Here is a 14,247-nt window from a genome sequence, read left to right as displayed (position 1 = left end):
TCTTTAGTCCAAGGAAACCCATGATCCACGCACTGCGCGCGGCCGGCCTGTGTGCCGCGCTTTTGCTGACGGCGGCGCTGCCCGCCGTGGCCCAGTCCGATGCCCAGGGCATGTCGCCCGCGATCCTGTCCAAGCTGGCCACGCGCGGCGACCTCAAGAGCGTGCGCGTGGCCGAGATCCGCATGGCCCGGCGCAACGACATGCTGGTGGTCGAGGCCGACTTCCAGAACCCCGAGCGGCGCGACCGCTTCGTCTACTACCGCTTCCGCTGGCTCGACGGCGGCGGCATGCAGGTCGGCGACGGCGAAGGCTGGAAGCAGCTGTCGCTGCTGGGCCAGCAGCTGCAGCCCGTCAAGGCCGTGGCGCCCTCGCCCGCCGCCGCCGACTTCCGCATCGAGTTCAACGTCGAATGAGCCCCTTCAGTCCCGCTCCCCAACGATCCATGAAAGCTTCCGCCCTCACCGCCGCGCGCCGCCTGCCCCTGTGGACGCTGGCCGCCGCCACGCTGCTGGCCGCCGCCGGCTGCAACACCGTGTCCTCGCCCGTGGTGCGCTTCGACCGCCAGACCACCAACTACGGCGACGCCAAGTCCGTCGAGCTCGTCACCAACGAGTTCGGCTCCACCGACCTGCAGATGATCGCGGAGAAGATGACCGGCAGCCTGCTGGAGGCGGGCATCTTCCAGGGCCGCCCCACGGTGACGATCTCCACCGTCAAGAACAAGACCAGCGAGTACATCGACACCACCAACGTCATGAACTCGATCCAGACCGCGCTGGTCAAGTCGGGCAAGGTGCGCTTCACGCGCTCGATCCAGGAGATGCAGGCCGGCGTGGACGAGCTCACGCGCCAGAACCAGAGCGGCCTGTACAAGCAGAACACCACCGCCAAGGTCGGGCAGATGACGGCGGCCAAGTACAGCGTCGAGGGCGAGCTCACCAGCATCGTCAAGCAGAACGCCGCCACCAAGGACGTCTACTACAAGTTCACGCTCAAGCTCTTCGACGTGCAGGAGGGCACCATTGAGTGGCAGGACGAGAAGGAAATCCGCAAGACCACCAAGCGCTGAGCCGCGCCCACCGCCTTTCCCTTCCGACCCGGGGAGCACCCTCCTGATGAAACGCATCCTGTACAGCGCGGCCCTGGCGCTGGCCTGCGGCAGCGCGCTGGCGCAGCCGCGCATCGCCGTCACCGACCTGGCCTACACCCAGGAAGTGGCCGAGTACTTCGAGGCCGGCACACACCAGCAGCGCAGCACGCTCAATGCCAACGCCACCTCGGTGGCGGCCACCGGGCAGAGCAGCGGCGCCTACGTGGCCGGCCGCTACAGCTACGTGCAGCAGCGCGAGCTGGGCTCGTTCTCCAACGACATCCGCAGCGCGCTGCTGCGCGGCACCACCTTCCGCCTGGTGCAGGCCAAGGCCTTCGACGCGGGCGAGCCCCAGCCGACCAAGGCCGAGCAGGTGCTCAACCAGCTGCAGACCGGCCAGATGGCCAAGCCGGTGCGCCAGCCGCAGGTGCACGACATCGTGGCGCGCATCCGCAAGGGCGAGTTCGCCGGCGCGGACTACGTGCTGTTCGGCACGCTCACCAGCCTGCAGTTCCGCGACTCGCTCTCGCCGATCCAGGGCACGAGCAACGCCAGCCACGTCTTCACGCTGGACGTGGTGGCGGACTTCTCGCTGATCCACACGCGCACGCAGGAGATCAAGGCCTCGTTCTCGGCGCAGGGCGCGGGCTCGGACACCAAGCTGCTGTCCAGCCGCGGCGACATCCTGCCGCCCAACCGCGGCCAGGTGATCCGCGACGCCTCGCGCTCGCTGGCGGGCAACGTGTTCAGCCAGTTCTCGGAGCAGATCGGCCTGGCCGAGCCGGGCCTGTCGCGCCAGCTGCGCCCCGGCGCCGACCTGCAGCCCCTGCCCCCGGGCACGGTGCCGCCGGCCGTGCCGGTGCGCAACAGCGAGCCGGTGACGGTGCTGCGCTGACATGCCCCAGCCGCTGCGCCGCCGTGCGCGGCGGCTGCTGGCGGCGCTGGCCCTGGCCGCGCTGCCGCCCGGCGCTGCCACCGCACAGGAGGCGCCGCGCTTCACCGTGCTGCATGGGCAGCCGGACCTCGGCCAGGTACTGGCCCGCCCGGCCCTGCTGCCGCCCGCGCGCTACCGCGTGCTGCTGGTGCCGGGCTCGGGCTGCCACTCCCTCGCTCCCTCGGCCGACCGGCTCGCCGCCGGGCTGCTGCATGCCGAGGTGCTGCTGCTGCAGAAGCCCCATCTCCTTCCGGCCCCTGGGCCGGGCACGGCCGGGTCGCCCTGCCCCGAGGCTTTCATCCGCTCCGACCGCCTGGGCGCCTGGCTGGATCGGGCACGCCAGCTCGCGGCGCAGGCGCTGCAGCGTCAGCCCGCACCGCTGCCGCTGGTGCTGGCGGGGCTGTCCGAAGGCGCCGAATTGCTGCCCGGGCTGGCGGCGGCGTTTCCCGAAGCGACGCTGCTGGTGATGGCCGGCCATGCCGGGCTGGACCCGGCCGTGGCCGGGCGGCTGCAGGCCGAGCGCCTGGACGCTTCCGCCGCCTGGGGTGCGCTGATGGCCCAGGCCGAGGCTTCAGACCCGCCGGACGCCGTGCAGCACGGCCGGCACCTGCGCTACTGGCGCGACCTGCGCCACTGGCGGCTGCGCCAGCCGCTGCTCACCGACCCGCGCCCGCTGCTGCACGCCTGGGGCGGCCGCGACGCGCTGATGCCGCCGCAGGCCTACGCCGAGTTCGCCGACGCGGCCCGGCACCGCGCCGGGGGCTACTGCGCGCTGGCCTTTCCCGATGCGGACCACGAGCTGCGCGCGTCCGGGCGCGACCATCTGCAGAGTGTTTGGGCCTGGCTGGAGCGGCTGGCGCGCGAGGGTGGGCGCTGGCCGGGGGCGTGCTTCCGTCCCTGAGTCAGCGACCTTCGCCGTCCTCGTCTTCGTCCTCCTCATCCCAATCCGCGTACTGCGGCGGGCTGTCGCCGACGCGCTGGATCACCCGGGGATAGGGACCGTCACCGGGCTTCTCGTCCAGGCCGACCACGTTGATCTGGTGCCACCAGTCGTCGCCGAAGTCGAACCAGTAGCCGAAGGCGTCGTCGAGCTTCAGGCCCAGGGCGCCGACCGTGGTGCGCTCCACGTCGCCGGCCGGCTTGCCGGGGCCGGGATCGTTGTCCATCGCCAGGGACAGGACGTAACGCCGGGCCTTGGGGTCCATGGGGCCCTTGCCGCCGACCTGGAACTCGTACATGTGCTCGTCGTCCCGGTCGAAGGCCTCGAAGATGGCCTGGTGCAGCGCTTGCAGCGTCTGGTCGCCGCGGATCTGGAGGGTGCGGGAGATGACCTCGTTCTTTTCCAGGAAGCTGTCCTGGATGGGCCCGCTGATGAGGAACACCTCCAGGGTGTAGAGATGCGCCGGGCCGCCCACGGGCCGCGCGGTGGATTTGCCGGATGTGCCGGATTTGCGGGTTGCCATCTGTCTGCTCCTTTCAACGCCCAGCCACGGGCCTGGGCACCGTGCCGCGATTTCGGCGCGAAGCCAAGGCCGGAACGGCGCTCAGGCCCTGCTCTTCAGCAACGGCCGCAGCAGCACCAACCCCACCACCGGCCCCAGCCCCAGCCAGGGCAGCAGCCGCTCCAGCGGCAGCGTCTGCGCCAGCCGCACGAACAGCTCGATGCTCAGCACCGAGATGGAGAAGCCGATGCAGTTCACCAGCGTCAGCACGCTGCCCACGGCCTCGCGCGGGGCGTTGAGCGCGGTGAGCGCCGAGAACTGGGGCGAGTCCGGCGAGACGGTGAAACCCCAGGCCAGCAGCCACAGCGCGAACACCACGTCGCCGGCGTGCAGCGCCCAGGGCGCCAGCAGGCAGCACGCGCCGCTGCCGGCGATGAAGAAGCCGGCCACCCGCGCGCTGCCCACGCGCCGCACCGCCAGCCCGCCCAGCACCGAGCCGACCGCGCCCAGGCCGATCACGGCAAACGAGCCCCAGGACTGGGCACTGCCCGCCAGCCGCGTGCCGACGATGGCCGGCACCAGCACCCAGAAGGTGTAGAGCTCCCACATGTGACCGAAGTAGCCGCCGACCGAAGCCCGCACCTTCGCGTCGCGCCAGATACAGGCCAGCCCGGTGAAGTGCAGCCCGGCCGGCTTGCGTGCGCCGGGGCCGTCGGGCACCAGCGCGTACAGCAGCAGCCCGCCCGCGGCGGCCAGCGCCGCCACCGCCCACATCACCTGCTGCCAGGGCCAGTGCGTACCCAGGGCGCGCAGCGCGTGCGGCGCGGCCGTGCCCAGCATCAGCGCGCCCACCATCAGCCCCAGCGCGTTGCCCAGCCCGCGCGTGTACCAGCTGGCCGCAATCTTCATGCCCACCGGGTAGATGCCGGCCAGGAAGAAGCCGGTGAGCGCGCGCAGCACCAGCAGCAGCGTCCACGACGGCGGCAGCGTGGCCGCCAGCACCGTGCAGGCCGCGCCGGCCAGCGCGCACAGCAGGAACACCGCCCGCGCCGACCAGCGGTCGGCGATGGCCAGCAGCGCGAACACCAGCGTGCCGGCGATGAAGCCCAGCTGCACCGCAGAAGTGAGGCTGCCCACGGCGGACGCCGGCAGGCCCAGCTCGCGCTGCAGCTCCGGCATCACGGCATTGACGGCGAACCACAAGGACGTGCCGGCGAACTGCGACACGGTGATCACGGGCAGGATGCGCCGCGGCACGGGCGCTTCGGCGGCGGCAAGCAAGGTCGGGGTCGAGGCCATGGGGCGGCAGCTTATGCGGGAAGCGCATGAGCCACGTCGGCGCTACGCCACGCTTGTGCGCTTGCTTGATGCAAGGCATGGCCCTGGCGCCGCGGGGGCGGGCCGGGCCGGGCCGTGATAATCGGGCCATGCGCGTCTTCCGCGGTTTTCACCATCCCGGCATTGCGAGCGCCTGCGCGCTCACCATCGGCAATTTCGACGGCGTCCATCGCGGCCACCAGGCCATGCTGGCGCTGCTGACCAACGAGGCCCGGCACCGCGGGCTGCCCAGCTGCGTGCTGAGCTTCGAGCCGCACCCGCGCGACTTCTTCGCCCGGCGCGCCGGCCAGCCGGAGCTGGCGCCCGCGCGCATCGCCACGCTGCGCGACAAGCTCACCGAGCTGGAGCGCTGCGGCATCGACCAGGCGGTGGTCCTGCGCTTCGACCAGCGCCTGGCCACGCAGTCGCCGCAGGCCTTCGTGGACGAGGTGCTGGTACGGGGCCTGGGCGCGCGCTACGTGCTGGTGGGCGACGACTTCTGCTACGGCGCGCGGCGCGCCGGCAACTACGAGACGCTGGACGCCGCGGGCGAGGCCGCCGGCTTCGACGTGGCGCGCATGCTCAGCTACGAGGTGCACGGGCTGCGCGTCTCCAGCTCCGCGGTGCGCGAGGCGCTGGCCGCGGGCGACATGGAACATGCCGCCACGCTGCTGGGCCGCCCCTACAGCATCAGCGGCCACGTGCTGCATGGCCGCAAGCTCGGCCGCGACCTGGGCTTCCGCACGCTCAACCTGCGCTTCGACCATCCCAAGCCGGCGGCCATGGGCATCTTCGTGGTGCGCGTGCACGGCTTGGCCGACCAGCCCCTGCCCGGCGTCGCCAGCCTGGGCGTGCGGCCCACCGTGGAGGACGCCGGCCGCGTGTTGCTGGAGACGCACTGCCTGGAGTGGCCGCTGGGCCCGGACGCCGGCTACGGGCGCCGCATCAGCGTGGAGCTGCTGCACAAGCTGCACGACGAGCGCCGCTATCCCTCGCTGGAGGCGCTGCGCGCGGGCATCGCCCAGGACGAGGCCGACGCGCGCGCCTGGTTCGCGGCGCATCCGGCGCCCTGAGCTACTGGCTCACCGAAGGCGCCTGATCCATGTCCCGTACCAGTGCCCTGCAAGTGGCCGCCAGCCCCGACGGGCCGGCGCTGACGCCGCAGCAGAAGCGGTTCAACAACCTCATCCGCCAGATCGAGCAGGCGCGGCAGACGCTGGCGGCCTGGCCCGAGGCCATCGCCGCCTACCGGCACTCGCATGCGCAGGTGGTGCAGCCGCTGCTCGATGAGCTGGACGCCGCGGACAGGCAGCGGGCCTTCGCGCTGGACGAACGGCTGGACCGGCCGGGCTGGACCAAGACCGAGCGCGACACGCTCGCCGCCCTGGTGCGCGAAACCGTGCGCCGCCTGCTTGACGGCGGCGACGCGGACCCGGCGCTGAAGGCGCTCTACGACAAGCACTCGGACATCGACTTCGACACCGAGCAGCAGGAAATGGCGCTGGCCCTCAAGAACGCGGCCGAGGCGCTGACCGGGCTGGACCTGGGCGACGACGAGGGCATCCACACCGAGGCGGACGTGTTCGAGCGCGTGCAGCGGGGCTTCAGCGAGCAGGCGCCGGATGAGGAGGCCGAGGATTTCCGGGAGGCGCAGCCCGAGCCTGAGCCGGAAACCCCCTCCGCGCGCCGCAGGCGCGCCGCGCAGCGCAAGCGCGAGGCCCAGGCCGAAGCCCAGGCGCGGCAGGCCACGCAGTCGCTGCGCGAGGTGTTCCGCAAGCTCGCCAGCGCGCTGCACCCGGACCGTGAAACCGACCCCGCGCAGCGCGCGGCCAAGACCGCGCTGATGCAGCAGGCCAACCAGGCCTACCAAAGCGGCGACCTGCTCACCCTGCTGGAGCTGCAGTTGCAGGTGGAGCAGATCGACGCCGGCCACATCGCCCAGGCCGATCCGCAGCGCCTGAAGCACTACAACAAGGTGCTGGCCGAGCAGCTCAGCGAGATCAACGGCGAGTGCGCGCGGGTGGAAAGCGCGTTCCGCTTCGAATTCGGCCTGGAGCCCCGTTTCGGCACCGACCCGCAACGGCTGGGCAAAATCCTGGAGACGCAGGCCAGGGCCCTGCGCGCGGAGTTGGAGCAGATGGCGCTGGAGCTGCGCATGCTGGAGGACAAGGCGCTGGCCAAGCGCTGGCTCCGCCACGAGCGGCAGCGCCTGCGGGACGAGGACTTCGGCTTCGGCTTCTTCTGAAGCCGGCGACCGCGCGCCGGACGCGGCCTCGGAGCCGCCCCTTAAAATCCGGGGATGCCCTCTTGCCTCTTCCTGACGCAGCTGCGCCGCTGGCACGCCTGCACCCGGCGCCAGGCCACGCGCGATCGAATTTAAAGCTCGGCCGTTTCCGCGCCGCGCTCCCCTTGTCCGGATGACGCGCGCGTTCCCCTGCTCCACCGAGCTTCCCGCGGCGGCTCCCGCCGCGCCTCCATTCCAAGCGCCGGCCGAGACGGCGCCACCGCCATGAACGACTCCACCGCTGCCGCCCCCGCCGCCACCGCGGCGCCCACCGACTACCGCGCCACGCTCAACCTGCCCGACACCGCCTTCCCCATGCGCGGCGACCTGCCCAAGCGCGAGCCGGGCTGGGTCAAGGACTGGGAAAGCCAGGGCATCTACAAGCGGCTGCGCGAGGCGCGCTGCGGCGCGCCGCGCTTCGTGCTGCACGACGGCCCGCCGTACGCCAACGGCAAGCTGCACATCGGGCACGCGGTCAACAAGATCCTCAAGGACATGATCGTCAAGTCGAAGCAGCTCGCCGGCTTCGACGCGCTGTACGTGCCGGGCTGGGACTGCCACGGCCTGCCCATCGAGAACCAGATCGAGAAGACCCACGGCCGCGGCCTGCCGCGCGACGAGGTGCAGGCCAGGAGTCGCGCCTACGCCGGCGAGCAGATCGCACAGCAGATGGCCGACTTCAAGCGCCTGGGCGTGCTGGGCGACTGGGAGCATCCCTACCGCACCATGGACCGCGGCAACGAGGCCGGCGAGATCCGCGTGCTGGGCAAGCTCATGGAGCGCGGCTACGTCTACCGCGGCTTGAAGCCCGTGTACTGGTGCTTCGACTGCGGCTCCTCGCTGGCCGAGTTCGAGATCGAGTACGCCGACAAGGCCTCGCCCACCATCGACGTGGCCTTCAAGGCCGCCGACCCGGCCAAGCTCGCCGCCGCCTTCGGCCTGAGCGACCCGGACCTGCCGGCGCTGGAGCAGGACGCCTTCATCGTCATCTGGACCACCACGCCCTGGACCATCCCCGCCAACCAGGCCCTCAACCTCAATCCCGAGCTGCCCTACGCGCTGGTGCGCACGCCGCGCGGGCTGCTGGTGCTGGCCGAGGCGCTGGTGGAGAAGTGCCTGGCGCGCTACGGCCTGGAAGGTGAAGTGGTCGCCACCACCGCCGGCAAGAACCTGGAAGGGCTGCAGTTCCACCATCCCCTGGCGGATGTGGACCCGGGCTACGCGCGCCTGGCGCCCGTGATCCTGGCCGACTACGCCACGGCCGAGGACGGCACCGGCATCGTGCACTCCGCGCCGGCCTACGGCGTGGACGACTTCAACTCCTGCCTCGCGCACGGCATGAAGTCGGACCAGATCCTCAACCCCGTGCAGGGCAACGGCGTGTACGCGGCCGACCTGCCGCTCTTCGGCGGCCAGTTCATCTGGAAGGCCAATCCCCACATCGTCGAGGCGCTGCAGAACGCGGGCCGCCTGCTGGCGACCTCGAAGCTGGAGCACAGCTACCCGCACTGCTGGCGCCACAAGACGCCGGTGATCTACCGCGCCGCGGCGCAGTGGTTCGTGCGCATGGACGAGGGCGAAGGCGTGTGCACCGTCCACAAGGCGCCGGGCACGCTGCGCCAGACGGCGCTGGACGCCATCGACGCCACCAGCTTCTACCCCGAGAACGGCCGGGCGCGGCTGCGCGACATGATCGCCAACCGCCCCGACTGGTGCATCAGCCGCCAGCGCAGCTGGGGCGTGCCGCTGCCCTTCTTCCTGCACAAGGTCACGGGCGAGCTGCACCCGCGCACGCTGGAGTTCGTGGAGCGCGCGGCGCAGCTGGTCGAGGAAGGCAGCATCGAGGCCTGGAGCAAGCTCGACCCGGCCGAGTGGCTGGGCGAAGAGGCGGCCGAGTACGCCAAGAGCACCGACATCCTGGACGTGTGGTTCGATTCGGGCTCAACCTTCTTCCATGTGCTGCGCGGCTCGCACGCCGGCCAGGGCCATGCCAGCGGCCCCGAGGCCGACCTGTACCTCGAAGGCCATGACCAGCACCGCGGCTGGTTCCACAGCTCGCTGCTGATCGCCTGCGCGCTGGAGGGCCGCGCGCCCTACAAGGGGCTGCTCACGCACGGTTTTGCCACCGACGGCGCGGGCCGCAAGATGTCCAAGAGCCTGGGCAACATCGTCGAGCCGCAGTCGGTGAGCAACAAGCTCGGCGCCGAGATCATCCGCCTCTGGTGCGCCTCCACCGACTACTCGGGCGACCTCAACATCGACGACAAGATCCTGGCGCGCGTGGTCGATGCCTACCGCCGCATCCGCAACACGCTGCGCTTCCTGCTGGCCAACGTCTCGGACTTCGACGCCCAGGCCGACGCCGTGCCGCTGGAGGAGCTGCTGGAGGTGGACCGCTACGCCCTCTCCCGCGCCTCGCAGCTGCAAAGTGAAATCCTGGCGCACTTCGACCGCTACGAGTTCCACCCGGTGGTGGCCAAGCTGCAGGTGTACTGCTCGGAGGACCTGGGCGCCTTCTACCTGGACGTGCTCAAGGACCGGCTCTACACCACGGCGCCCAAGTCCCACGCCCGGCGCAGCGCGCAGACCGCGCTGTGGCACATCACCCAGGCCATGCTGCGCTGGATGGCGCCGTTCCTGAGTTTCACCGCTGAGGAAGCCTGGAAGGTCTTTGATGGTGGGCAAACCATCTTCACGGAGACCTACTGGCCCTTCACCCAGGCCAACGAGGCGCTGCTGGCGCGCTGGCAGCGCGTGCACGAGATCCGCGACGCGGTGAACAAGGCCATCGAGGCCGTGCGCAGCGCCGGCGGCGTGGGCTCCTCGCTGCAGGCCAACGTGAGGCTCACCGTCAACGAGGAGGATTTCGGCCTGCTGTCCTCGCTGGGCGAGGACCTGAAGTTCGTGCTGATCGTGTCGGTGGTGGAGCTGGTGCGCGGCGAGGAGCTGGCTATCGAGGTCACGCCGTCGAGCGACACCAAGTGCGAGCGCTGCTGGCACTGGCGCGCCGACGTGGGCGCGGACGATGCGCACCCCACGCTGTGCGGCCGCTGCGTGAGCAACCTCTTCGGCGCGGGCGAGCCGCGCACGGTGGCCTGAGATGGCGGGCGGCAAGGCGAGCGTGAAGCCCGTCAAGCGCGCCCCGGCAGCGGCGCTGGCGTCCTCCTCGGAGGCGCCGAGCCTGTGGCTGTGGCTGGGCCTGGCGCTGCTGGTGATCGTGCTGGACCAGTTCAGCAAGACGCTGATCCTGGGCTGGTTCCAGTACGGCGAGGGCCGCGAGATCACGGGCTTCTTCAACCTCGTGCGCGCGCACAACACCGGCGCGGCCTTCTCGTTCCTGGCCAACGCCGGCGGCTGGCAGCGCTGGCTGTTCACGCTGCTGGGCGTGGTGGCTTCGGGCTTCATCGTGTGGATGCTCAAGAAGCATCCGCTGCAGAAGCTGTTCTGCTTTGCCATCAGCATGATCCTGGGCGGCGCGCTGGGGAACGTGATCGACCGGCTGCTGCACGGCTACGTGGTGGACATGCTGGACTTCCACCTCGGCGGCCGCCACTTCCCGGCCTTCAACCTGGCCGACAGCGCCATCACGCTCGGGGCGATCTGCCTGATCGTGGACGAGCTGCGGCGGGTGCGCGGCGGGAAGTAGGCAGGCCTCGATTGACCGCGGCGAAAGGCGCTTCCTACACTGAAGGCGCCTATCGACCCGCGGCGCCCGCCAGGGCGCAGCATCACTGCTGGAGGCGGCCTTGGCGTACGTCGGAGCTCCTTTCCGTCACGACATCTTCGTCAGCTACAGCCACGGCGCCGACGCATCGGTCGCATCAGAAGGCGAAGATCCTCCACTCAAGCAATGGTCGCTGGCCTTCGTGCGCCAGCTCAAGGAGGAATTGCGGGTCAATCGCGCCCTGCGTGAAACGCTGTCGATCTTCGTCGACTCGCAAGGCCAGGCGGGCCAGCGCCTGGACCGGATGGCGCCGCTGACGGACCAGCTCGATGAGCAGGTTGGCGCATCGGCGCTGTTGATGGTGCTGCTGTCCCCGGACTACCAGGCGTCCCGCTGGTGCCGGCAAGAGCGCGAGTGGTGGTGGGCCCGCCAAGCCGCCACGGGGTTGGCCCCAAGCGGCCGTGTGGCCATGGTGCGCGCGTGGCCGCTGCTGGACCCCTGGCCGGACAACCGTTGGCCGCCCGAGCTGTGCGACAGCGCCGGCGAACCGCTGCCCGGCTATCCGTTCCATGAAACCATCGGCGACGAGGCGCGCCCGCTGGGTTACGCCGAGCGCAGGACTCAGTTCGGACCCGAGGTCGTCAAGGCGGTGATCAAGCTGGCCGGCGAGATCCGACAGAAGCTGGAGACGGTGAAGGCCGATGCCGCGCGCCAGGCCGCCGAGCGCGCCGACCGCGAGAAGCTGGCCAGCGATGGCGGCCAGGCCATCTACCTGCACGGCCGCACCGAATATGCCCAGCTCTGGGACCGCAAGTTCCAGGAGCTGAGCTCCGGAGGCTATGCCGTGTTCCCGGCCGACGGCCCCGACCCCATTGAACGCGATCCGGCCCGGCTGGACACCATCCGCGAACGCCGCATCGCCCTGATGGCCCGATGCGACGCGCTGGTGCTGCTGGGCACCCAGGACGGGTACGCCCTCGACGACGACATGCTCGCCATCGGCAAGCACGACCGCGAGTCGGCACGGGCGCGCTATGCCCGCAGCCTGCCGTGTGCCTGGCTGGACACCGTCGGCCCGCCGATTCTCAACCCGAGGCGGCTGACGAATGCACGCATCCTGCGCTCCGACTGGCTCGACGGCCGCGAGCAGCCCGCGCACGTCGTGGTGAAGCAGTGGCTGGCCGACAAGGCCGCGCAGGGCCAGCAGCCATGAGCGCCTTCCTTCCCGAAGCCGCCCAGGTCGATGAGGCCGGCTTCGCGCTCTCCTTGCCGCCCAGGCCCTATCCCGGCCTGCGGCCCTTCGACTGCAGCGAATGGCCCATCTTCTTCGGTCGTGAGCGCATGGTCGATGCCGTGGTGACGCGGCTGGTGAGGCGCCAGTTCATCGTGGTGCATGGCGACTCGGGCTCGGGCAAGAGCTCGCTGATTCGCGCCGGCGTGCTTCCACGGCTGCACCAGGAGCAAGGCCGGGGCGGCATGCGCTGGCGGACCTGTGTCGCGCTGCCCGGCGGCGGGCCTCTGGACAACCTCGCACGCGCGCTGGCGGCGCTCGATGGCAGCGGCAACGACGAGGCGCAGCTGCTGGCCCTGCACCGCGCGCTGCACCTGGGCCGGCAGGCGCCCGCGGCGCTGGCGGAGCTGCTGCTGGCCGACGACAACGACTACCTATGCATCCTGATCGACCAGTTCGAGGAGCTGTTCGAGGTCGCACGCAGGGCGGACATGCATGCCGAAGCGGAGTTGCTGACCGAGTTGCTGGTGGCCATGGCCGAGGCTCCTCCGCGCGGCCTGTACATCGCCCTGACCATGCGCTCGGAATTCCTGGGCGCCTGTGCCCGCTTCAAGGGACTGGCCGAGGCGGTCAACGTGCACCAGTACCTCCTGCCGCCCATGGAAACCAGCGACATGCTGCGCGCCATTCGCGAGCCGGCGCTGCTGTACGGCGGCAGGATCGACGCCGCGCTGGCCGAGCGGCTGGCGGCAGACGCCGCGGGCATCGACGGGCTGCCCCTGGTACAGCATGCGCTGATGCTGCTGCACCGCGAACATGGCGGCGACGACCCGGGCTGGCTCCTGGCGCCGCAGCACTATCCGGCCGATGGCCTGGGGGCGTTGCTGTCGCGCCATGCCGACGCGGTGGCGCAGGAGGTCAACGCCGCGATTCCCGATCGCCCACGGCTGGTGGAGGACCTGTTCCGCGCGCTCACCACGATCACCGCCGAAGGCCATGCCGTTCGGCGCCGCCAGCCCCTGCAGGCCCTGGCCGACGTCACCGCGACGAGCGTCGCGACCGTGACCCAGGCCGTCGATATCCTGCGTGCCGACGGCGTGTCCTTCCTCACCCCGCGCCCCCCGCAGCCGCTCCAGCCCGGGGACTTCATCGACATCGGCCACGAGGCGCTCATGCGCCACTGGTCCAGGATGGCCGATCCGCGCGACGGCTGGCTCATGCGCGAATTCCGCAACGGCCTGGTGTGGCGTTCGCTGCTGGTGCAGGCCGAGAGCTTCGAGCGCAATCCGGGCAATGTCCTCTCCGAGGCCACCACCGAGGAACGCCGGCGCTGGCTCCAGCGCCGCAACAAGGCCTGGGCCGAGCGCTACGGTGGCGGCTGGGAGCGCGTGCAGGCCTTGATGAACGCCAGCGTGAAGGCCGCCGAGGACAGGCGCGCCGGACAGGCGCAGGCACTGCGCAAGGAAGTCGAAGACCGGCAAAAGATGGAGCGGCTGAGGCGCCAGCTCGGCATCTTGGCGGTCTTTCTGGTCTTGACCACGGTCCTGGGAGGCGTCGCGCTGTATCAGCGCACGCAGGCCTTGGCCAACATGGCTCGCGCCCAATCGGCAGAAGCTGAAGCCCGGATGGCGGGAACCCGCTATCTGGAACTGCTCGAACAAACCCGTGCCAGCTATGCAGCCCTGCAGGCCTCGGTGGCGCGATTGCGCAGCGCTGAAACCGCGGGCTCCGAGGCCGACTTGCGCTACGCCGTCGAGCAAGCTGCCAGCTCACTCGACGGTGCCGCGCAGGAGCTGCGCCAGGCTTCCACGGGCCTGGCCCCGCGCGTCTACATCCACATCGCCAATGAGCGCCAGCGGGCCGCGGCCGAGGCGTTCCGCCTTCAGCTTGGCAAGCTGCAACTGGGTTCGGCCACCGTGGTGGCGCCCGGCGTGCAATTGGTCGAGAAGCAGCAGAACAACGGCGTGCTGCGCTGCTTCCGCGCCAGCGAATGCCGCGACGAGGCGCCGCAACTGCTGCGCTTGATCAACGCCCTGCTGGCCTCGCCCAAGCTGGAGCTGCAGGACCTCAGCGAGCGCTACGACGCCAGCAGCCGGATACGGCCGCGCCACTACGAAGTCTGGTTCGGCAACGAGGACGTGAAGCCGGCCTCGCCCAGCGCCAAGTAGCACGGATCACAGGCGTCCCAGCCAGGCGGCCCCGGGCCCTGGCCGGTTGCCGTGTCCCGCCCGCGGCTCTCACATAGAGTGACATTGCGGCCTGCTTCATTCGATGGCGCCTGCGGG

Annotated in this window: 12 protein-coding genes; 10 read left to right on the top strand and 2 right to left on the bottom strand. The window is 70.7% G+C overall.

The window, feature by feature from the left end; translation table 11 throughout:
• Positions 1-20 precede the first annotated feature (20 nt).
• Genes HHL10_RS08540 through HHL10_RS08525 form a run of 4 tightly spaced genes read left to right on the top strand, consistent with a single transcriptional unit; the run spans position 21 to position 2,925 of the window.
• Complete coding sequence (locus HHL10_RS08540; protein ID WP_169159921.1) at positions 21-413, top strand: YcfL family putative periplasmic lipoprotein; 393 nt, start codon at positions 21-23, stop codon at positions 411-413.
• 29 nt (positions 414-442) lie between these two features.
• A complete protein-coding gene (lpoB, locus tag HHL10_RS08535) occupies positions 443-1,069 on the top strand; it encodes a penicillin-binding protein activator LpoB (protein ID WP_169159920.1) in 627 nt (208 codons plus the stop codon).
• Between the two features lie 46 nt (positions 1,070-1,115).
• The gene (locus HHL10_RS08530; protein ID WP_169159919.1) at positions 1,116-1,985 is read left to right on the top strand and encodes a hypothetical protein; all 870 of its coding nucleotides are present in this window, start codon (positions 1,116-1,118) and stop codon (positions 1,983-1,985) included.
• A 1-nt stretch (position 1,986) separates the two neighbouring features.
• Complete coding sequence (locus HHL10_RS08525) at positions 1,987-2,925, top strand: alpha/beta hydrolase (RefSeq protein ID WP_169159918.1); 939 nt, start codon at positions 1,987-1,989, stop codon at positions 2,923-2,925.
• A 1-nt stretch (position 2,926) separates the two neighbouring features.
• Here HHL10_RS08525 and HHL10_RS08520 read toward each other — a convergent pair whose 3' ends face one another.
• Together HHL10_RS08520 and HHL10_RS08515 are read right to left on the bottom strand one after the other, a co-directional pair.
• Complete coding sequence (locus HHL10_RS08520; RefSeq protein ID WP_169159917.1) at positions 2,927-3,487, bottom strand: IS1096 element passenger TnpR family protein; 561 nt, start codon at positions 3,485-3,487, stop codon at positions 2,927-2,929.
• 81 nt (positions 3,488-3,568) lie between these two features.
• Positions 3,569-4,765 (bottom strand): MFS transporter, encoded by a 1,197-nt coding sequence (locus tag HHL10_RS08515; RefSeq protein ID WP_169159916.1) that lies wholly within the window; start codon positions 4,763-4,765, stop codon positions 3,569-3,571.
• A 128-nt stretch (positions 4,766-4,893) separates the two neighbouring features.
• Between HHL10_RS08515 and HHL10_RS08510 the strand changes: the two genes are divergently transcribed.
• The 6 genes from HHL10_RS08510 (at position 4,894) to HHL10_RS08485 (ending at position 14,130) form a co-directional block, all read left to right on the top strand.
• Positions 4,894-5,856 (top strand): bifunctional riboflavin kinase/FAD synthetase, encoded by a 963-nt coding sequence (locus HHL10_RS08510; protein WP_169159915.1) that lies wholly within the window; start codon positions 4,894-4,896, stop codon positions 5,854-5,856.
• Positions 5,857-5,885: 29 nt separating this feature from the next.
• Entirely contained in the window at positions 5,886-7,028 is a 1,143-nt protein-coding gene (locus HHL10_RS08505) for a J domain-containing protein (RefSeq protein ID WP_169159914.1), read from the top strand.
• Positions 7,029-7,292: 264 nt separating this feature from the next.
• Complete coding sequence (gene ileS / locus HHL10_RS08500) at positions 7,293-10,166, top strand: isoleucine--tRNA ligase (RefSeq protein WP_169159913.1); 2,874 nt, start codon at positions 7,293-7,295, stop codon at positions 10,164-10,166.
• A gap of 1 nt (position 10,167) precedes the next feature.
• Positions 10,168-10,713, top strand: a complete 546-nt coding sequence (gene lspA, locus HHL10_RS08495; protein WP_169159912.1) for a signal peptidase II — start codon at positions 10,168-10,170, stop codon at positions 10,711-10,713.
• Between the two features lie 100 nt (positions 10,714-10,813).
• The gene (locus HHL10_RS08490) at positions 10,814-11,944 is read left to right on the top strand and encodes a TIR domain-containing protein (RefSeq protein ID WP_169159911.1); all 1,131 of its coding nucleotides are present in this window, start codon (positions 10,814-10,816) and stop codon (positions 11,942-11,944) included.
• Positions 11,941-14,130 (top strand): nSTAND1 domain-containing NTPase, encoded by a 2,190-nt coding sequence (locus HHL10_RS08485; RefSeq protein WP_169159910.1) that lies wholly within the window; start codon positions 11,941-11,943, stop codon positions 14,128-14,130. The genes HHL10_RS08490 and HHL10_RS08485 overlap by 4 nt, the downstream gene beginning before the upstream one ends.
• The last annotated feature ends 117 nt before the right edge of the window (positions 14,131-14,247 follow it).

It is taken from the genome of Azohydromonas caseinilytica, assembly GCF_012927045.1.
Classification (GTDB): domain Bacteria; phylum Pseudomonadota; class Gammaproteobacteria; order Burkholderiales; family Burkholderiaceae_C; genus Azohydromonas; species Azohydromonas caseinilytica.
Note: the sequence above shows the minus strand (reverse complement) of the source record. Positions and strands in the feature narration are given on the sequence as shown.